This is a genomic window from Halorubrum sp. GN12_10-3_MGM, from assembly GCF_005435235.1.
Classification (GTDB): Archaea; Halobacteriota; Halobacteria; order Halobacteriales; family Haloferacaceae; genus Halorubrum; species Halorubrum ezzemoulense.
The window spans coordinates 16,767-34,302 of record NZ_SGUB01000032.1 but is presented as its reverse complement, the minus strand read 5'-3'; the positions used below and the strand labels follow the sequence as shown (position 1 = coordinate 34,302).

Annotated in this window: 21 protein-coding genes and 1 pseudogene; 17 read left to right on the top strand and 5 right to left on the bottom strand. The window is 71.4% G+C overall.

Annotation, left to right across the window (positions count from 1 at the left end; translation table 11 throughout):
- From EXE47_RS16590 to EXE47_RS16565, 6 genes and pseudogenes are all read left to right on the top strand, one after another.
- Positions 1-190, top strand: a pseudogene (locus tag EXE47_RS16590) (alcohol dehydrogenase); the annotation flags it as partial.
- A 127-nt stretch (positions 191-317) separates the two neighbouring features.
- On the top strand, positions 318-1,304 hold the full coding sequence (locus EXE47_RS16585) for a S49 family peptidase (protein WP_049931860.1): 987 nt from the start codon (positions 318-320) through the stop codon (positions 1,302-1,304).
- Complete coding sequence (locus EXE47_RS16580; RefSeq protein ID WP_089308858.1) at positions 1,301-2,329, top strand: DUF4350 domain-containing protein; 1,029 nt, start codon at positions 1,301-1,303, stop codon at positions 2,327-2,329. Before EXE47_RS16585 ends, EXE47_RS16580 begins: the two co-directional genes overlap by 4 nt.
- Before the next feature lie 74 nt (positions 2,330-2,403).
- Positions 2,404-3,444, top strand: coding sequence for a zinc-dependent alcohol dehydrogenase family protein (locus tag EXE47_RS16575; protein WP_049931862.1), 1,041 nt, complete (start codon positions 2,404-2,406; stop codon positions 3,442-3,444).
- Between the two features lie 101 nt (positions 3,445-3,545).
- Positions 3,546-4,457 carry a CoA ester lyase gene (locus EXE47_RS16570; RefSeq protein ID WP_049931863.1) on the top strand — a complete coding sequence of 304 codons (912 nt, stop codon included), beginning with the start codon at positions 3,546-3,548 and terminating at the stop codon, positions 4,455-4,457.
- A 67-nt stretch (positions 4,458-4,524) separates the two neighbouring features.
- A complete protein-coding gene (locus tag EXE47_RS16565; protein WP_086220733.1) occupies positions 4,525-4,794 on the top strand; it encodes a hypothetical protein in 270 nt (89 codons plus the stop codon).
- Between the two features lie 156 nt (positions 4,795-4,950).
- Here EXE47_RS16565 and EXE47_RS16560 read toward each other — a convergent pair whose 3' ends face one another.
- Entirely contained in the window at positions 4,951-5,319 is a 369-nt protein-coding gene (locus EXE47_RS16560; RefSeq protein WP_049931864.1) for a VOC family protein, read from the bottom strand.
- Between the two features lie 220 nt (positions 5,320-5,539).
- Here EXE47_RS16560 and EXE47_RS16555 point away from each other — a divergent pair, with 220 nt between their 5' ends.
- The 9 genes from EXE47_RS16555 to EXE47_RS16520 all read left to right on the top strand — a co-directional run bounded on the left by EXE47_RS16555 (position 5,540) and on the right by EXE47_RS16520 (position 12,763).
- Positions 5,540-8,626: an FAD-binding and (Fe-S)-binding domain-containing protein gene (locus EXE47_RS16555; protein ID WP_137703437.1), complete on the top strand. Its 3,087-nt coding sequence runs from the start codon at positions 5,540-5,542 to the stop codon at positions 8,624-8,626.
- A 164-nt stretch (positions 8,627-8,790) separates the two neighbouring features.
- Positions 8,791-8,967, top strand: coding sequence for a hypothetical protein (locus EXE47_RS18825; RefSeq protein ID WP_167373103.1), 177 nt, complete (start codon positions 8,791-8,793; stop codon positions 8,965-8,967).
- A gap of 147 nt (positions 8,968-9,114) precedes the next feature.
- On the top strand, positions 9,115-9,759 hold the full coding sequence (locus EXE47_RS16550) for a class I SAM-dependent methyltransferase (protein ID WP_049931868.1): 645 nt from the start codon (positions 9,115-9,117) through the stop codon (positions 9,757-9,759).
- On the top strand, positions 9,756-10,022 hold the full coding sequence (locus EXE47_RS16545) for a hypothetical protein (RefSeq protein ID WP_089308860.1): 267 nt from the start codon (positions 9,756-9,758) through the stop codon (positions 10,020-10,022). The genes EXE47_RS16550 and EXE47_RS16545 overlap by 4 nt, the downstream gene beginning before the upstream one ends.
- A 291-nt stretch (positions 10,023-10,313) precedes the next feature.
- Entirely contained in the window at positions 10,314-11,258 is a 945-nt protein-coding gene (locus tag EXE47_RS16540) for an ABC transporter substrate-binding protein (RefSeq protein ID WP_089308861.1), read from the top strand.
- 335 nt (positions 11,259-11,593) lie between these two features.
- Positions 11,594-11,893 carry a hypothetical protein gene (locus EXE47_RS16535; protein WP_089308862.1) on the top strand — a complete coding sequence of 100 codons (300 nt, stop codon included), beginning with the start codon at positions 11,594-11,596 and terminating at the stop codon, positions 11,891-11,893.
- A gap of 2 nt (positions 11,894-11,895) precedes the next feature.
- Positions 11,896-12,168, top strand: coding sequence for a hypothetical protein (locus EXE47_RS16530; protein WP_199237918.1), 273 nt, complete (start codon positions 11,896-11,898; stop codon positions 12,166-12,168).
- Positions 12,165-12,563, top strand: a complete 399-nt coding sequence (locus EXE47_RS16525; protein WP_089308864.1) for a hypothetical protein — start codon at positions 12,165-12,167, stop codon at positions 12,561-12,563. Before EXE47_RS16530 ends, EXE47_RS16525 begins: the two co-directional genes overlap by 4 nt.
- A complete protein-coding gene (locus EXE47_RS16520; RefSeq protein WP_049931877.1) occupies positions 12,560-12,763 on the top strand; it encodes a helix-turn-helix transcriptional regulator in 204 nt (67 codons plus the stop codon). Before EXE47_RS16525 ends, EXE47_RS16520 begins: the two co-directional genes overlap by 4 nt.
- A gap of 55 nt (positions 12,764-12,818) precedes the next feature.
- Here the strand turns inward: EXE47_RS16520 and EXE47_RS16515 are convergent, their stop codons facing one another.
- Both EXE47_RS16515 and EXE47_RS16510 read right to left on the bottom strand, forming a co-directional pair.
- The gene (locus tag EXE47_RS16515; protein ID WP_089308865.1) at positions 12,819-14,087 is read right to left on the bottom strand and encodes a hypothetical protein; all 1,269 of its coding nucleotides are present in this window, start codon (positions 14,085-14,087) and stop codon (positions 12,819-12,821) included.
- 115 nt (positions 14,088-14,202) lie between these two features.
- Positions 14,203-14,661, bottom strand: coding sequence for a hypothetical protein (locus EXE47_RS16510; RefSeq protein WP_049931879.1), 459 nt, complete (start codon positions 14,659-14,661; stop codon positions 14,203-14,205).
- A 56-nt stretch (positions 14,662-14,717) separates the two neighbouring features.
- Between EXE47_RS16510 and EXE47_RS16505 the strand changes: the two genes are divergently transcribed.
- The gene (locus EXE47_RS16505) at positions 14,718-15,785 is read left to right on the top strand and encodes an ABC transporter ATP-binding protein (RefSeq protein WP_086215459.1); all 1,068 of its coding nucleotides are present in this window, start codon (positions 14,718-14,720) and stop codon (positions 15,783-15,785) included.
- Positions 15,782-16,645: an ABC transporter permease gene (locus EXE47_RS16500; RefSeq protein WP_049931883.1), complete on the top strand. Its 864-nt coding sequence runs from the start codon at positions 15,782-15,784 to the stop codon at positions 16,643-16,645. Before EXE47_RS16505 ends, EXE47_RS16500 begins: the two co-directional genes overlap by 4 nt.
- On the opposite strand, the gene EXE47_RS18555 is transcribed toward EXE47_RS16500, so the two are convergent.
- Positions 16,639-16,815, bottom strand: a complete 177-nt coding sequence (locus EXE47_RS18555) for a hypothetical protein (RefSeq protein WP_155120039.1) — start codon at positions 16,813-16,815, stop codon at positions 16,639-16,641. The two genes, EXE47_RS16500 and EXE47_RS18555, sit on opposite strands and share 7 nt — an antisense overlap.
- A 75-nt stretch (positions 16,816-16,890) precedes the next feature.
- Positions 16,891-17,529: a bifunctional 4-hydroxy-2-oxoglutarate aldolase/2-dehydro-3-deoxy-phosphogluconate aldolase gene (locus tag EXE47_RS16495; protein ID WP_049931885.1), complete on the bottom strand. Its 639-nt coding sequence runs from the start codon at positions 17,527-17,529 to the stop codon at positions 16,891-16,893.
- Between the last annotated feature and the right edge of the window lie 7 nt (positions 17,530-17,536).

Sequence of the window (17,536 nt, the reverse complement as noted above, 5' to 3'; positions counted from 1 at the left end):
GGTCGGGACGCGGGGCGCCGTCGAGGGGTGGGGCTCGGGGCACGCCCGCGACTCGCAGGACACGCTGGAGTTCAGCGCCCTGCGCGACATCGCGCCGGAGATCGAGACGTTCGCGCTCGACGATGTCGCCGCGGCGTACGACCGGATGGCCGACAACGAGGCGCGGTTCCGAGTCGTCTTGGAGCCGTAGGCGACGGGCGCGATCGCTTCCCGGCCTCGCGACGGGTTTGCCCACCCGTCTCGCCCCCGTCGCTCGCGGCGTCGTCGTCCCGGAGTCGTTGTTTTTATCATACAGTTGCCGATCGTATAAGACGGCGATGTCAGCAGACAAGCCCTCCACGGCCCTCACGTCGCGACAGCAGGTGGCTGTCGTCGTGCTGGCCGCGGCTCTGGTCGGCGCCGTGCTCGCTCCGAGCGTGTACGCGGCGACAAACGAACCGAGTGATACCGTCGCCGTCGTCGAGATAGAGGGGCCCGTCAACACGGCCCTCGCCGACGACGTTGAGAGCGAACTAGCGGACATCCGCGCCAACGAGTCCGTCGGCGCGGTCGTCCTCAAGCTGGACACGCCCGGCGGCGCGCCCGTCGCCTCCGAGCGGATGTACAAGGCGGTCCAGCGGACGAGCGATGACATGACCGTCATCGCGAGCGTCCAGTCGATCAGCGCCTCGGGCGGCTACTACGCGATGGCGCCCGCGGACGAGATCTACGTGCTCCCGACCTCGACGGTCGGCAGCATCGGCCTGAACGCTCCCGCGCCCCGAGCGTCGTCGACCGCGCTCGGACCGAGCGGCCCCGACAAGGCCGGAAGCAACCCGACGCAGGCGTGGGCCGAACAACAGACGCTCGCGGACACGTTCATCAACGCGATGATGGCCGAGCGTAGCGACGAGTTCGAGATGCCCCGCGAGGAGGTCGCGAAGGCCGACACCTACCTCGGTACCGAGGCCGTTCAGAACGGCTTCGCCGATGAGATCGGCTCGCTCAACGAGGCGATTCACGCGGCTGCGACCGAGGAGGAACTCGGCGAGTACACGGTCGACACCCGCGAGACCGGACAGGAGTTCGGCATCCCCTTCCTCGTCCGGACCGACACCGGGATCGTCGCGATCCACGCGAACGACCCCGGGTACGCCGACGTGAAGCCGATGCCCTCGACGTACGTGTACACGCCCGCCGTCCCGCACGTCGACACGATCGAGCGGTTCTCCGAGACCGACGTGCGGACCGGCGGCGCGGCTTCGACCGAGCGCGGGACGCCGGGGAACGAGACGGCGCGGCTCAGCGGAGGTGTTGGCGCGTGACCCGCGTCGCCCCCCTCGCGGCCGCGTTCGTCGTGACCCTCGCGGCGGTCACCGGCGGCGCCGCGGTCGCCGGCTACGTGACCGCCGACGGCGCCGCGCCCGCCCCGGCGATCCAGAACGACCACTACCAGAACCCAGACCTGATCGCGAACGACACGCCCGGGCAGGCGACGGTCGAGATGGACGCCTCGGCCGGCTCCCAGACCGTCCTCGTCGACCCCGGCGTCGAACCGGCCACCGCCCGTCCGGTGCTCCCCTTCAGCCTCATCGGGCTCGGCGGCGGCGGCGTCGCCGACCGGGACATCCGGCCGCTCGCGAATGCGCTCATCGAGAACGGTCACGAGGTGGGCGTGTACGTCCCCGATCCGGACCAGCAGCGACGGCCCGCGCGGCCCGGCGCCGAGGAGACGACCCAGCTCGGCGAGCGGCTCGCCGAGGCCGACGCGTTCGTGACGTTCCGGACCGACTACGAGCCGGACGAGCTCGACGCGATCGAGTCGTTCGTCGAGTCCGGCGGTCACGTCGTGCTCGCCACCGAGCCCGACGCGGCGTACTCGCAGCCGGGCGCGGCGTCTCTCGACGCGACGCTCGACGTCACGACCGAGAGTGGGTACGTGTACAACATGGAAGAGAACGACCTGAACTACCAGCGCGTGTACGCCGAGGCGACCGGCGACGCGTCGCTGACCGAGGGCGTCGACCGCGCGGTGTTCCCGTCGGCGACGCCCGTCGGGACGCCGGCCGGCGGCGCCGACGTGCTGCGCCCGATCGAGGGCAGCGAGCTCTCGACGACGCGCGCGCCCACGGACGCGCCGCTGTTAGTCCGCAACGACGAGGTCGTCATGATCGGCGACAGCGACTTCCTGTCGCCGGACAACGCCAGGCGCGCCGACAACGACGCGCTGATCGGTAACCTCGCGGACTTCCTCGTGACGAACGACCGGACGCCGCCCGGCGACGGCGGATCCACGGGCCCGACGCAGCCGGGGCCCGGCCAGCCGCCGACGAACGGCACCGCTGGCTGATCGGTCGGTCGGTCCGCGCCCGAGCGACTTCCGTCACCCTCTCATTTTTGCCGCCCGCGCCGGAAGCGAACTGTATGCGAGCAGCCGTCTTCAACGGTCCCGGCGACATCGGCGTGGAAGAGCGACCCCGGCCCGAGATCGAGGCGCCGACGGACGCGATCGTCCGCGTGACCCACACCGCGGTCTGCGGCTCCGACCTCTGGTTCTACCGCGGCGACAGCGAGCGCGACCCCGGCTCCCCAGTCGGCCACGAGCCGATGGGGATCGTCGAGGCGGTCGGAGAGGCCGTCACCTCGGTCGAGCCCGGCGACCGGGTGCTCGCGCCGTTCGCGATCTCCTGCGGCGAGTGCGAGTTCTGCCGGAAGGGGCTCCACACCTCCTGCGAGAACGGCGACTCCTGGGGCGGCGACAACGGCGGCGGACAGGGCGAGTACGTCCGGTCGACCCACGCCGACGGGACGCTCGTGCGCGTGCCCGACCGCTACGCCGACGACGAGGACACGCTCCGCTCGCTGCTCCCGCTCACCGACGTGATGGGCACCGGCCACCACGCTGCGGTCAGCGCGGGCGTCGAGGCGGGGTCGACCGTGGCCGTCATCGGCGACGGCGCGGTCGGGCTCTGCGGCGTCCTCGCGGCGCGTCGGCTCGGCGCGGAGCGCATCGTCGCCGTCGGCCACCACGAGGACCGGCTCGAACTCGCCGAGGAGTTCGGCGCTACCGAGACCGTCTCCGAGCGCGGTGAGGCCGCGGTCGAGCGGATCCGAGAGCTCACCTACGGCGGGCCGAACCACGTGATGGAGTGCGTCGGCGCCGCGAGCGCGATGAACACCGCGATCGACGCCGTCCGTCCCGGCGGCACGATCGGGTACGTCGGCGTCCCCTACGGCGTCGAGGAGGAGGGGCTCGACGTGTTCGGGATGTTCGGACAGAACGTCACGCTCGCGGGCGGAGTCGCCCCGGTCCGCGCATACGCCGAGGAGCTGATGGCCGACGTGCTACAGGGAACGCTCGACCCCGCGCCGATCTTCACCGAGACGGTCGACCTCGACGGCGTCGCCGAGGGGTACCGGCTGATGGACGAGCGCGAGGCGATCAAGGTGCTGGTCAAGCCGTAGCGGCCGCGGCTCGGCGGCCGTTAACTCGTTTTCGACCCGGCGAAAATACCCCGCGTAAGGTAGCTTTATTTTCATGGACGAGCGTGATAGATTCGACACAGATGACGGACGTTACCCTTCGCCGGACGCAGCTCGCGACCCCGGCGAGCGACGAGAAGATGATGCACTCAGCCGCCGACAGCGACGCCGACGAGGTGTTCCTCGACCTCGAGGACTCCGTGGCCCCCAACGCCAAGCCGGACGCCCGCGAGCCCCTCATCGAGGCGGCCCGCGAGGAGGACTGGAGCGACAAGGTCCTCAGCTTCCGGATGAACGGGATCGACACGGAGTGGTGGTACGACGACGTGATCACCGTCGTCGGCGCCGCGGGCGAGTCCATCGACGACATCATCATCCCCAAGGTGAAGTCCGCCAGCGACATTCACACCGTCGAGAACCTGCTCCGGCAGGTCGAGGTGAACAACGGGCTGGAGGTCGGCGCCATCGGCCTCGAGCCCCAGATCGAGGACGGCGAGGGGATCCACAACGTCCACGATATCGCGCACGCCTCCGACCGGCTCTCCTCGATCATCTTTGGGCCGGGAGACTACTCCGCGGCGATGGGCACGCCCGGGCTCGACATCGGCCAGTTCCCAGAGTACCCCGGCCACTACTGGCACCACGCGCTCTCCGAGTGTAACTCGGCGGCGAAGTCGGCCGGCCTGCCGTGTCTCGACGGCCCGTACGCCGACATCGAGGACGCCGACGGGTTCCGGCAGTCCGCCGAGCGCGCCAACATGATCGGCTGCGACGGCAAGTGGGCGATCCACCCATCGCAGATCGAGATCGGCAACGACGTGTTCGCGCCCGACCCGGAGACCGCAGAGCGCGCCAAGCGCATCGTCGACGCCTACGCCGAGGCGATGGAGGAGGGCAAAGGCGCCGTGAGCGTCGACGGCCAGATGGTCGACGAGGCGACCAACAAGATGGCCCAAGACATCGTCGAGACGGCCGAGGCCGCCGGGATCCTGTAAGGAGTCGCGCGCCGCACTCCCTGTTCTGGCGTCCGCTTTTTTTGCGATTCGGAGCCACGCTAATGGTATGGGTGACGGCAGGTGGGGAGCGCTCGTTCACCACGTCGTCGCGGTGCCGACGTTCGTCGCGGCGTTCTGGCTCTTTCGGCTCTCCTCGCTCCCGGGACTCCCCGTGACGGTCGCCGGGCTCGAGTACGTGGCGCTCCGCGCCACGGGACGGAGGCGAACGGGCGAGGGGGCTGGCTGCTGGTGTGGGTGGGCTACGCGGTGCCGTTCGGCCACGCCCTCGGAACGGAGGACGCGGGGCGGTTCGGCCGCCTCTTCGTTCTCGCGCTGATCACGGTGCTGGTCTGGGCGGTCGTCGAGGACCGTCCGCGTTCTTCGACGACGTCGACGTGGACGTGTGGCCCGGCGATGACGACGACGGGTGGTGACCGCCGAAGTACGCGCGTCGTCCGGTCCGGACGCACCGCCGCCTTCGGTGCCCGACCGCTCACAGAGGCTCGATCAGCTCGACGACGTGGCCGTCCGGGTCCTTCACGAAGGCGGTCCGGGCCCCCGCTTCCGGCTGGTCGCCCGGCTCCTTCACGACGCCGTGGTGGTCGATCGTCTCGAACGCGGCGTCCACGTCGTCGACGCCGACGGCGACGTGGTCGTAGCGGTCGCCGTCCGCGCTCGGCGCCGCGCCGTCCGTGTCAGACAGCTGGAACTCGACGCCGCCGTCGCCGGCGACGTACACGTTGCGCGTGTCGCCGTCGGCGGTCGTGAACTCCCAAGCGCGTTCGAACCCGAGCTGCTCGACGTACCAGTCCGCGGCGCGGTCGGCGTCCGCCACGTTGAGACACGTGTGGAGAATCTCCATGCGTCGTGCTGTCGCGGCGACGGCATAAATCCCGACGGCAAGCCGGAGGACGCCTCGGGTAGACACAGCGAAGGGACGCCTCGGACGGACGCAGCGAGGCAACACGCGACGAGAGCGACTGCGCCCCGGAGCGACGACACGGGGCCGACGTCGGACCCCGCTCCCCGCCGAAACTATCATGAACAAAGGTTTTATTCTCTGTTCTCCCCCGGTCGTTAGCATGGCAAGCGAGCCCACGAGGGACGGTGACACACCTGCCCCGGACACGTCGGCGGCCGCGCTCGGCCACGATCGGCCGGACGTGCCCGCGTATCGGGCGCTCGCGGCGGACCTCCGCGAGCGCGTGACGGGCGAGGTCCAGTTCGACGAGTACGCGCAGGTGCTGTACGCCACGGACGGGAGCGTCTATCAGGCCCGGCCCGCCGGCGTCGTCGTCCCCCGCTCGATCGACGACGTGCGGGCGGCGATGGCGGTCGCGGCCGACCACGGCGTCCCCGTCATCCCGCGGGGGGCCGGCTCCTCGCTGGCCGGGCAGAGCGTCGGTCCGGGCTGTGTCGTCCTCGACTTCTCGACGCACATGGACGGGATCGTCGAGGTGCGCCCGGACGACCGGAGGGCGGTGGTCCAGCCCGGGGTCGTTCAGGACCGACTCGACGACCGGCTGGCGGAGGACGGGCTGAAGTTCGCGCCGGATCCGGCCTCCTCGGCGCGGGCGACGGTCGTCGGCGGCATCGGCAACAACTCCACCGGCGCGCACTCGGTCCGGTACGGGATCACCGACGCGTACACGGAGGAGCTGACAGTCGTGCTCGCCGACGGGTCGCTGATCGAGACCCGCGAGGTTGTCCTCGACTCGCCGGAGTACGAGGCGATCGTCGAACGGGACGACCGGGAGGCGGCGCTGTACGAGACGACCCGCGCGCTCATCGAGGCGAACGAGGCCGCGATCGACGAGAAGTACCCGAACCTCAAGCGCTCCGTCTCCGGGTACAACCTCCACAAGGTGATCTACGAGAACGACGACGGCGAGCGGGTGATCAACCTCTCGAAGCTGTTCGTCGGCGCGGAGGGGACGCTCGGGACGATCGTCGAGGCGGAGGTGTCGCTCGTCACGCGACCCGAGGAGACGGCGCTCGCGCTGTACGCCTTCGACTCGCTGGTCGACGCGATGAAGGCGGTCCCGGAGGCGCTGGAGTTCCCCGTGAGCGCGGTCGAGCTGATGGACGACGAGGTGTTCTCGCTGGCGGCCGGGTCACAGGAGTTCGCGCAGTACGCGGAGCCGATCCCGGAGCGCGCGGCCGCGGCGCTCATGCTGGAGTGGGACTCGGAGCTGGTCGACGACTTCGCGGACGGGATCGCCGACACGACGGCGCACTTCGTCGCCGAGGGCGACGCGTTCGACGTACTGGAGGCGTACGCCCCCGAGGCCCAAGAAGACCTCTGGAAGCTCCGGAAGGCCGCCATCCCGCTCCTGATGAGCATGCGGGGCGACCCGAAGCCGTACCCGTTCATCGAGGACGCCACGGTCCCGCCCGAAGAGCTCGCGGAGTACGTCGGGCAGTTCGAGTCGGTCCTCGCGGATCATGACACCTCGGCGGCGTACTTCGCCCACGCCGGGAGCGGGACGCTCCACATCCGGCCCATCCTCTCGCTGAAGGAGGAGGAAGGCGTCGAGAAGATGCACTCCATCTCCGAGGACGTCACCGACCTCGTCTTGGAACACCACGGCGCCTTCTCGGGCGAACACGGCGACGGGCTCGCGCGCACGGAGTTCAACCCGAAGATGTACGGCGAAGCGCTGTGGGCGGCGTTCCAGGAACTCAAGTCGACGTTCGACCCCGAGTGGCGGATGAATCCCGGGAAGGTCGTCTACGTCGACGGCGACACCGCGGCCGAGCGGGGCTATCCCGACACCGCCGCCGAGACGGACATGCGCGAGAACCTCCGGTACGGCCCCGCCTACGAGTCGATCGAGCCGCAGACCGAGCTGGACTTCTCCGACGAGGGCGGGCTCTCGCACCTCGTCGAGCTGTGTAACGGCTGCGGCACCTGCCGAGAGACCGACTCCGGCGTGATGTGTCCGACCTACCGCGCCTCCGAGGAGGAGGTCCAGTCGACCCGCGGCCGGGCGAACATGCTCCGGGCCGCGATCAGCGGGGAGCTCGACGACGACGAGATCCACTCCGACCGGTTCCAAGAGGAGGTGCTCGGGCTCTGCGTCGGCTGTAAGGGGTGTAAGAGCGACTGCCCCACGGGGGTCGACCTCGCGAAGCTCAAGGCCGAGGTGAAACACGACCACCACGAGCGGGAGGGGGCGGGCCTCCGCGAGCGCATCTTTCGCGACATCGACCGACTCTCCGCGCTCGGCAGCGCGCTCGCCCCGCTCTCGAACGCGGCCACGAAGCTCCCGGGCGCCCGCAAGGTGATGGACGCGGTCGCGGGGATCGCCCCGGACCGCGAGCTCCCGACGTTCCGCGCCGAGAGCTTCGAGGAGTGGTTCGACGCGCGCGGGGGCTCGACGGTCGACCCCGCCGACGCGACCGACACGGTCGCGCTGTTCCCCGACACCTACACCAACTACAGCTACCCGGCCGCCGGCAAGGCCGCCGTTTCGGTGCTGGAGGCGGCCGGCGTCCGCGTCGAGGTGCCGGACGACCTCGCGCCCTCGGGCCGCGCGGCGTTCTCGACGGGATTCCTCGACGCGGCCCGCGAGCGCGCCGAGGCCAACGTCGCGGCGCTCGCGCCCCGCGTCCGCGACGGGCAGTCGGTCGTCTTCGTCGAGCCCTCGGACGCGGTGATGTTTCAGGACGAGTACCTCGACCTGCTCGACGGCGACGAGGTCAGAGCGGTGTCGGCCGCCGCGTGCGGCGTCCTGGAGTACCTCGACGCCGGCCGCGTGGACGAGCGGCTGGCGTTCGACGCGCCCGCGGAGTCGCTCACCTACCACGGCCACTGTAACCAGAAGGCGACGAACAAGGACCACCACGCGGTCGGCGTGCTGCGGCGCGCCGGCTACGACGTGTACCCGCTCGACTCCTCCTGTTGCGGGATGGCGGGGTCGTTCGGTTACGAGTCCGAACACTACGACCTCTCGGCGGCGATCGGTCGGATCCTCTTCGATCAGGTCGACGAGAGCGACGGCGAGACGGTGACCGCCCCCGGGGCCTCCTGCCGGTCACAGCTCGGCGACCGCGACGCCGCGGCCGCGGCCCCGCCGCACCCCATCGAGAAGGTCGCCGAGGCGGTCGCCGGGCCCGCGCCCGACGCGGGCGCCGACGCGACGACTCCGTCCCCGGCCGACGACTGAGCCGGCGTTACGGTCGACGCCCCCGCCGATCGGCCCGGCGTCCGCGACCGTCAGTTCGGCGCCCGGGCCGATCTGTCCGTCCCGTCGACACCGCGCTTTGCGGGCTCTCACCCCGCTTAACCGACGTAACGCTTATGAGCGAACAGAGCTTGTCAATAGTTGCCATGTGCCACCATTACGACGAGGCGATGACCTGGGAGGAGGTCCGGGCACGCCACCGATCCGAGGAGGCGGACGAGGAACCCGACGCGATCCCCGACGCCGACGCGGTCGACGAGCCGGCGGGTGAGACGGAGGAGCCCGAGCCCCCGGCGGAGCCGCGCGCCCCGGCCGACGACTGACGCGGTCGGGCACGACCCCGCCTCGAACCCCGACAATCTTTTCGCGCGCCCGGAACGCCGAGCGGCGGCGCCGGCGTGCCTCGACCGCCGGCGCCAGCGTGCCCCGACCGCCGACGAAATCAAGCCGCTCGCGCCCGTCACGTCGGTATGGACCGCAACGCGGTGCGCCGCGCGTGGGACGAGGTCGCCGAGACGTACGCCGCCCGCCGCGACCCCGACGGCTCGGACGCGGCGCTGATCGACGACCTGCTCGACGCGCTGGCAAGTGACCCCGCGGTCGGCGACGGCGACCCGCTCGTCCTCGACGTCGGCTGCGGCGACGGCGCGCGCACGCTCGCGAACCTCCCGCCGGGCAGCGTCGGGATCGACATCTCTCGCCGGGGGCTCGACATCGCCCGAGAGACCGTCCCCGAGGCCCGGCTCGTCCACGGCGAGATGTCGGCGCTCCCGTTCGCGGCCGACCGCTTCGACGCGGTCACGGCGTACCACGCGGTGTTTCACGTCGAGCGGGAGCGCCACCCCGAGGTGTACGCGGAGTTCGCCCGCGTCCTCCGTCCCGGCGGGCGACTCCTCACGACGCTGCCGGGCGGCCGCTTCGAGACGGTCCGGCGCGGCTGGATGGGCGGCGAGATGTTCTTCTCCGCACCTGGCCGCGAGCGCACGCTCGACCAGCTCCGCGCCGCGGGGTTCACCGAGGTCGAGACGCCGACCGCGACCGACCCGCTCGGCAGCAGTACCGAGTTCGCGCTCGCGACGCTCGGCGAGACACCCGACAGGGAAGCAAACTCGTGACCGACGCCGACGAGGTCCCTCACGACGTGCGAGCGAGCCTCGAACAGCTGCTCGTCGCGGCGTCGACCGCGGCGGCCGAGGGCGACGAGCCGACTGCGCGGGCCGCCCTCGACACGGCCGAGACGGTAGCGACGAACAAGCTCCCGGCCGGCGAGCGTCGCGACCGCGTCCGGTGGGGCTGCGGGGCCGCGCTCGACGCCCTGCCGAACGGCGACCTCGCGGCCGCGTACGCGACGGCGACCGCTGAGGCCGTCACGGAGTAGGCGTCGCGTCGGCCGCGAAACCACCGACCATTTCACCAGCTCCGTTCCACGGCCGGGCACGGACCGGCGGGACGCGCGGTTCGTCCTCCTGAGTACCCTGCTCGCCGTCACGCTGCTAAACACGCTCGACGCCCCGACGGCGCGGTGGTTCCAACGGCGTCAGCCGCCCTGGCGGTCGCGACGCTGCTGTACGCCGGCTACGTCGTCTCGCGGCCCCTCCTCGCGTGGCTCCCCGCCCAGTAGCGCGGGCCGGCCCCCTCGCTTTTGCCCGTCGAGCGCGTTCTTTCGGGCATGCGCGTCGCCTCACTGCTGCCTTCCGCCACGGAGACGCTGTTCGCGCTCGGTGTCGAGCCGGTCGGCGTCTCTCACAGCTGCGACCACCCGCCCGCCGCCCGCGAGTTACCGACGCTGACGAGCACGGTCGTCGACCACGCGGACCGCTCGGCCGCCGACATCGACGAACAGATGCGCGCGGTCGACGGCGCGGTCTACGACCTCGACGAGGAGCGGCTCGCGGCCCTCGACCCCGACCTGCTGGTCACGCAGGCGACCTGCGACGTCTGCGCGGTCGACGCGAGCGAGGTCCGCGCGGCCGCCGAGCGGCTCGACCCCGCGCCAGACGTGCTCGCGTGCGACCCGCACTCCTTCGCCGACGCGCTCGACGACGTGGTGCGGATCGGCGAGGCGGTCGACGCGACCGACGCCGCGAGCGCGCTCCGGGGCGACCTCCGCGATCGCGTCGACGCGGTCCGCGAGCGCGCCGAGCGCGCGGTCGCCGACGAGGGCCGCCCCCGAGTCGCCGTCCTCGACTGGACCGACCCGCCGATCCGCGCGGGCCACTGGGTTCGCGACATGGTCGAACTCGCGGGCGGCGACCCGTCGTTCCAGCCGGACGGCCCCTCGGAGCCGGTGGCGTGGGACGACGTGCGCGAGGTCGACCCCGAGGCCCTCGTCATCGCGCCCTGCGGCTTCGACCGCGACCGGGCCGTCGACGCGGTCGGCGACCTCGCGGCGCGGCCCGGCTTCGACGACCTCGCAGCGGTCCGCCGCGACCGCGCTTACGCTGTCGACGGCAACGGGCTGTTCAACCGCCCGAGCCACCGGCTCGTCGACTCGCTGGAGGCGCTGTTCGCGTGTCTCCACCCCGAGCACGCCGCGACGCCGCCCGCTGCGCACGACCGGATCGCGCGCGTCGACGCGGCCGCGACGCCTTCGGTGCGCGCCGACGGCGGATAACGGCGACTGCGGTCCGGCGTTCTCGCCCCGCCACCGTTCTCAGGGACAGACGGGGACCGCTCGCTGAGCACGGAGCGGTGTCGTCAGCGGAGCGGAACGGCGAGCGCGTGCCGCCCTTCCGAACGGCGGTTTCGTCGAGACCATCGACTGCTTAGGACCTCTTTCTCCGGCTCGTTCCGACTGACCAACACATTTAATACTGAGGTGTAAAGTACGCTTTACTGTAAAGCGCGCTTTACGACGCCGCCGATTTACCGGAAACCACCAATGAACGACGCTCTCCGCTCTCGAACGCATCGACAGGGAACCACCGCCGTTGACGGGGGTGAGCGCTGATGGCCACCGCACTCCTCGCGAGTATCGCCGTGTTCGTGGCTGTACTCGCGGCCGGATTCGCCATCGAACGGCGGCTCGGCGACCACGCGACGCTGGAGGCGCTGCCCTGGTACCTCCAGCTGCTCGTGGGCGGCGTCGCCATCACCCCTCTCGTCCACTTCGAAGACCGGCTCGCCGTCGGGCCGATCGACGGCCTCGTGGTCGCGTTCGCCGTCTCGGCCGCGTGCTGGATCGCGCTGCCGGCCCTCCTCTCACAGCTGGTCGATCACGACGGGACCGTGGCGTCACAGGGGTGCTGACCGTGGACGTCGGCGCACACTACCGCCCCACTGACGGCGATCACGACCCCGGCGTCTATCGCGTCGTCGGGGCCACCGACGGCGCGACGCTCCTCCGGGTCGGCGACGCCGACGGTCGTCGGGTCCACACGGGAGCGGTGTGCCGCGTCACGGCGTCCGCTCTCCGGACCGAGTTCGAGCCCGCCGCGGACCCCGACGCGGGGCTGTCGCCGACCGGGGCCCTCCGAGACGCCGCACAGGGCCTGTACTGGAGCGTCCGGAGGTTGCTGCCGTGAGCGGCTCGTCCAGACAGGCCCGGATCCGCCGGTACCGCCGGCTGATGGCCGGTAGCGTCCTCGCCGGGACCCTCGGGTTTATCTCCGCCGAGTCTGTCGGGTACCCCGTCGTGGGAGTCGCGCTGTACTGGGCGGGGTTCGCCGGCTTTCTGGCGGTCTGGCAGGGGACCTCAGTCCCCCTGTTCGACGAGCGCGACCGCGCGCTCGAACGCCGGGCGATAGCCCTCGCTGCGACCGTCTTCACCTTGGGGATGATCCTGCTCTGGCCGACGATGGTGGTCCTCTCGGAGATCGACGTGTACACGCCGCCGCCGGCGTTCGACGGGGCGCTACTGGCGATCGCGGTCCAGTCGGGACTGTTCGCGCTCACCTACGGCTGGTTACGATACAGATGAAAAACAGCGTCAGGGAGCGCCGAGAGGAACGCGGTCTCAGCCAGGCCGACCTCGCGGACGCCGTCGACGTGTCCCGCCAGACGATCAACGCGATCGAGCGCGAGCGGTACGACCCCTCGCTCGAACTGGCGTTCAAACTCGCCGCACACTTCGACTGCCGGGTCGAGACGCTCTTCGACCCGACCCTCGATACGAACTGAGGCGACGCACGGTCGAGGGGCGCGCTCGAAACCGAACCGCCGCCGAGGCCGGCGGCTACGCGGCCTCGGTGGAGACGTTTACCGCCTCGCCCTCAGCCGAAATACGGAGGCTCTCGACGGTCGTTGACTCACCGACGACGAGCCCCAGCGTCTCCTCGTCCACCCGCACGACCCGGTATGCGATGTCCGACGGTCGGCCGATCGGATCGGTGGCGGCCGCGAGCCCGTCGACGTGGGACTCCAGCGCCGTTTCGAGATCGGAGGCGTTCGCGGCGTCGTCCATCCGCACGATCCAGACGTAGTCGTCACCGCGTCGCAGGAGCGTGTCGTTGCCCCACCCCGCCGCGGCCTCGGCAGCGCGCGATTCTGCCACCCCCTCCGTCAGCGCGACCTGGAGGCGGAGCTCGCCGACGGTCCCGCGGGATTGCCACTTCTCTCCGGCTCGGACTGACAGGGGAACCGGCGGCGCTTCGTCGGGTCGCAGCCCGTGAACGAGCTGCTCCGTCGTCTCCGGGGGCGTCTCGTACACGGCCGGCAGCTGTCGCGGCGACTCGGCGCGGGCCGCGACGTGGCGATAGCCGTAATAGTAGCCGGCCCTGGACAGCTTCCAGGCGTTCGGTCTGGCCCGCTCGTAGGCCGCCCGGCGCTCGGCCCTGAGATCGATCCCCTCCAGGTAGCGCTCGGCGTAGACATCGGCGACGTACTCTGCGGCCCCCTCGCGGACGGCGGCGAACATCCCCGGTGAGACGTTCGCCTGAACCTGTGTCAGTTCCTCGTCGGTCAAACAGAAATCGGTCTCGATCTGGACGACGTGTACGTACTCGTGGGCGAGCGTGGCCTCGACGTCAGCGACGGGGTCGTCCCCGCCGATCCCCACGTTCACTCTCGAGTAATTACCGTCGGTGAAATCCGGGGGAGCGACGTAGCCGTCGGGGCTGGTCAGCGTCACGTCTCGACTCTGGTTCTCGTTTAACCCGATCAGGTTGCCGAAGCGGTCCATGTTCCCGTCCAGATCGGTCTGCGAGAAGGTCTGCTCGCTGGCCGGAGCGACCCTGACAACAGGGGCGGGAACCTCCGCGGGCGACAGTCCGTGGAGGTCGAGCACGCGCAGCCAGACCACGGTGGCGTTCACCGGGAGCCTGTCTCCGTCACCTCGGACCTCGACCCGGGAGGCGTCGGGAGGCGCAGTGCTGGCTACCGACTCGGGAGTCTCGGCCCCCGTGGCCCCGCGGCAGACGTCGTCTGCCGGCGCCGACCCGGGTCCGAGCGACCCGCCGCATCCCGCGAGTACCACGCAGAGGGCGAGGAGGGCACCGTACCGCATCGTGAACGCCCTGAGTCTCGTCGATAATAAAATTCGGTCTGCTCAGGTGCCGTCTCGCGGGTCCGCCCGGCCGTCGCGGCGTATCTCAGTAGAGCCGGTGATCACGACCGGCCGGTCAGGTCTCCGCCCGCTCGCGCAGCGCCGACAGCGTCCCGGCCTCGCGGAGGTCGTCGACCGCGCAGTACCACGCGCCGCGCACGCCGTTCAGGTCGTTCTCGACCGGGCGCTCCAGCGGCACGAGGTCGTCGAACTCGAAGACGACGACCACGCGCTCCTCCGAAAACGGGTCGATGAGCGCCTTCCAGTCGGCCTCGTCCATCGGGCCGGGCTCACCGCGGGTCTGCTCGGTGCGGGCCGTGACGCGGGCGTAGTGCGTGACCGCCGACACCGGTTCGGTCCGGTAGAAGGCCATGTACGCGAAGTCGGCGCGGGTGCGGTCGTACGAGCGCGGCGCGGGGTAGAAGCCGGCGCGACAGCGCTCGAAGGTGTCCGGCTGGGTCGCGACGACGCAGACGCGGGCGTCGCCGGGCGCGTCGTCGTCGGGGGCGTCCGCCGCGAACTGGTCGAGGTCCATGTCCGCGTTGGGGCGCGAGCGCGGATATATCCCCGCTCGGCTCGTACCCCGGATCAATGGCACGGAGCGCGGCGAGCGCGAGCGATGGTCCCCGCAAGCGCGACGAGACCCGGAGCGCGGACGACGACGCGTCGACGGACGGGCTGACCGGCCCGCCCGCCCTCTCGGTCGAGCGGCTCACGAAGCGGTTCGGCGACGGCGACGACGCGGTGACGGCGGTCGACGACGTGAGTCTCGCGGTCGAGCGCGGCTCCGTCGTCGGGCTGCTCGGACCGAACGGCGCGGGTAAGACGACGCTGATCAAGTGCGCGCTGGGCATCGTCGTCCCCGACGCGGGGTCGGTCCGGGTGTTCGGCAACGACGTGGGCGACGGCCGCCGCGCGGCCTACGCCGACGTGGACGCGATGTTGGAGGGCGCGCGCAACGACTACTGGCGGCTCACGGTCCGGGAGAACCTCCGGTACTTCGCGACGATCAGCGGAGTCGACCCCGACTCCGTGGCGGCGCGTCACGACCGCCTGCTCGACCGGCTCGACCTGGCCGACAAGGCGGACACGCCCGTTCGGGACCTCTCGCGCGGCATGAAACAGAAGGTGTCGCTGGCGAGCGTGCTGGCGGGCGGCGCGGAGCTGGTCTTCCTCGACGAGCCGACGCTCGGGCTCGACGTGGAGAGCGCGCGGACGCTCCGGGCCGAGTTACGCCGGCTGGCGGTCGAGGAGGGGCTCACCATCGTCGTCAGCAGCCACGACATGACGACGATCGAGGCGGTGTGCGACCGCGTCGTCATGCTGTCGAACGGGCGGATCGTGGCGGACGACAGCGTGGAGGCGCTGCTCGGCGCGGCCGCGAGCGACGCGGTGCGCGTGGCCAGCCCGGACCTCGACGCCGAGGCGGTCGCGGGCCTCCGCGAGGCGTTCGAGGTCCTCGACGTCGACCGCGAGGCGCGCCCGCCCGCGGTGACGGTCGCGGCCGGCGGCGACCGGCTGTACGACCTGACCGACGCGCTGCGGGCGGCCGGCGTCACCGTCTCGGACATCCGCACGGTCCAGCCCGACCTCGAAGAGGTGTTCCTCGAACGCACGGGGAGCGACCTCGGCGCCCCGTCCGGGGGTGACCGGCGATGAGCGCGGACACGAGCCCGCCGGAGGATCCGGGCGGCGCGGCCGCGGCCGAACCCGGCGACGGAGTGCGGCCGGACGACGAGCCCCGGCCGGCCACCTACTACCACTTGGCGCGGGCGGTCCTCTATCGGGAGTTCCTGATCTTCGTGCGGTACCCGGCCAACGCGATCGGCGGGATCGTGGTGTCGCTGTTCTTCTTCGCCGCGCTGTTCCTCGGCGGGCAGCTGCTCGCCGGACAGGCGCTGGCGGACTCGATCGAGGGGATCGTCGTCGGCTACTTCCTGTGGACGCTGTCGGTGGGCGCGTACTCCTCGGTGTCGAACGACATCGGCAGCGAAGTGCAGTGGGGGACCCTCGAACGCCACATCACCACGCCGTTCGGCTTCGCGCCCGTCGCCCTGCTGAAGGGGGTCGCGAAGGTGGTGCGCACCTTCCTCACGAGCGCGGTGATCCTCGCCGTGATGCTCCTCGCGACCGGGACGCGGCTCAGCCTCGCGCCGGTGACGGTGGTCGCCGTCGCCGGGCTGTCGATCGTCTCGGTCCTCGGGCTCGGCTTCGCCGCGGGCGGCGTGACGGTGCTGTACAAGCGGATCGGCAACTGGCTCAACCTCCTCCAGTTCGGGTTCGTCGGGCTGATCTCGGCGCCCGTCTTCGATCTCCCGTGGACGCGCGTCCTCCCCTTGGCGCACGGCAGCGCGATGCTCCAGCGCGCGATGGTCGACGGGACCCGACTGTGGGAGTTCCCGCCCGCCGACCTGGCGCTGCTCGTCGCGGTCGCCGGGGGCTACCTCGCCGGAGGATACCTCGTCTTCCAGCTGGCGACACGCCGAGCGCGGCGGCTCGGCGTGCTCGGCGACTACTGAGCGTCGTCGTCGGCCGCTGTCATCACGGCGTACGTCAGCGCCACGGGGATCGCCGCGCCGAGCGCGCCGGTCGGGACCAGCGAGGTCGGCGCCCCGACCAACAGCAACAGTCCGACCGCGACGCCCGCCGCCGCGACGCCGGCGAGGAACACCCGTCCGGACTTACGCATACCCGAACGACGTTCGCGGCGGCATATGTGCATGTCGGGTCGGAACCCCCCCTCGTCGAGTCGGAGCCACCCGGTTCACTCCCGCGCGGCCGACACGGCCTCGACCACCGCCCGCGCGTCCGCGGCGATCCGGTCGTACGCCCCCGCCTCGATCGCGTCGTGATCGACGATGGCGCCGCCGACCCCGACCGCCGCCGCGCCAGCCTCGACGTACGCGCCGGCGTCGTCCGCCGTCACGCCGCCGGTCGGGACGAGCGGGACCTGCGAGAGGGGCCCGCCGAGCGCCGCGACGTGGGCGGGACCGCCGGTCTTCGCCGGGAACACCTTCACGAAGTCCGCGCCGGCCTCGAACGCCTCGATCGCCTCTGTCGGCGTGTACGCGCCGGCCGCGATCGGCGTCCCGTACCGGTTCGCGGTCCGGATCACCTCTCGGTTCACCGTCGGCGTCACGACGAACTCGGCGCCGGCGAGCTGCGCCGCGCGGGCGGTCTCCGCGTCGAGGACGGTGCCGACCCCGACCGCGGCGTCGTCGACGCGCTCGGCGACCGCCTCGATCGCGGCCGTCACGTCCGGCGTGTCCGCCGTCACCTCCAGGGCCGTCACGCCGCCGTCGGTGACGGCGTCGGCGACCGCCGGGGCCTCTTCGACGCCGACGCCGCGGAGGATGGCGATCACGCCGCTGTCCGTGATCCGGTCGAGTCGGTCGGTTCGCATGGCGAGT

Bases quoted from the DNA above. Each gene is read 5' to 3' on its own strand.
- EXE47_RS16585 (WP_049931860.1), top strand. From the start codon at position 318: ATGTCAGCAGACAAGCCCTCCACGGCCCTCACGTCGCGACAGCAGGTG.
- EXE47_RS16575 (WP_049931862.1), top strand. From the start codon at position 2,404: ATGCGAGCAGCCGTCTTCAACGGTCCCGGCGACATCGGCGTGGAAGAG.
- EXE47_RS16570 (WP_049931863.1), top strand. From the start codon at position 3,546: ATGACGGACGTTACCCTTCGCCGGACGCAGCTCGCGACCCCGGCGAGC.
- EXE47_RS16565 (WP_086220733.1), top strand. From the start codon at position 4,525: ATGGGTGACGGCAGGTGGGGAGCGCTCGTTCACCACGTCGTCGCGGTG.
- EXE47_RS16560 (WP_049931864.1), bottom strand. From the start codon at position 5,319: ATGGAGATTCTCCACACGTGTCTCAACGTGGCGGACGCCGACCGCGCC.
- EXE47_RS16555 (WP_137703437.1), top strand. From the start codon at position 5,540: ATGGCAAGCGAGCCCACGAGGGACGGTGACACACCTGCCCCGGACACG.
- EXE47_RS18825 (WP_167373103.1), top strand. From the start codon at position 8,791: ATGTGCCACCATTACGACGAGGCGATGACCTGGGAGGAGGTCCGGGCA.
- EXE47_RS16550 (WP_049931868.1), top strand. From the start codon at position 9,115: ATGGACCGCAACGCGGTGCGCCGCGCGTGGGACGAGGTCGCCGAGACG.
- EXE47_RS16540 (WP_089308861.1), top strand. From the start codon at position 10,314: ATGCGCGTCGCCTCACTGCTGCCTTCCGCCACGGAGACGCTGTTCGCG.
- EXE47_RS16535 (WP_089308862.1), top strand. From the start codon at position 11,594: ATGGCCACCGCACTCCTCGCGAGTATCGCCGTGTTCGTGGCTGTACTC.
- EXE47_RS16520 (WP_049931877.1), top strand. From the start codon at position 12,560: ATGAAAAACAGCGTCAGGGAGCGCCGAGAGGAACGCGGTCTCAGCCAG.
- EXE47_RS16515 (WP_089308865.1), bottom strand. From the start codon at position 14,087: ATGCGGTACGGTGCCCTCCTCGCCCTCTGCGTGGTACTCGCGGGATGC.
- EXE47_RS16510 (WP_049931879.1), bottom strand. From the start codon at position 14,661: ATGGACCTCGACCAGTTCGCGGCGGACGCCCCCGACGACGACGCGCCC.
- EXE47_RS16505 (WP_086215459.1), top strand. From the start codon at position 14,718: ATGGCACGGAGCGCGGCGAGCGCGAGCGATGGTCCCCGCAAGCGCGAC.
- EXE47_RS16500 (WP_049931883.1), top strand. From the start codon at position 15,782: ATGAGCGCGGACACGAGCCCGCCGGAGGATCCGGGCGGCGCGGCCGCG.
- EXE47_RS18555 (WP_155120039.1), bottom strand. From the start codon at position 16,815: ATGCGTAAGTCCGGACGGGTGTTCCTCGCCGGCGTCGCGGCGGCGGGC.
- EXE47_RS16495 (WP_049931885.1), bottom strand. From the start codon at position 17,529: ATGCGAACCGACCGACTCGACCGGATCACGGACAGCGGCGTGATCGCC.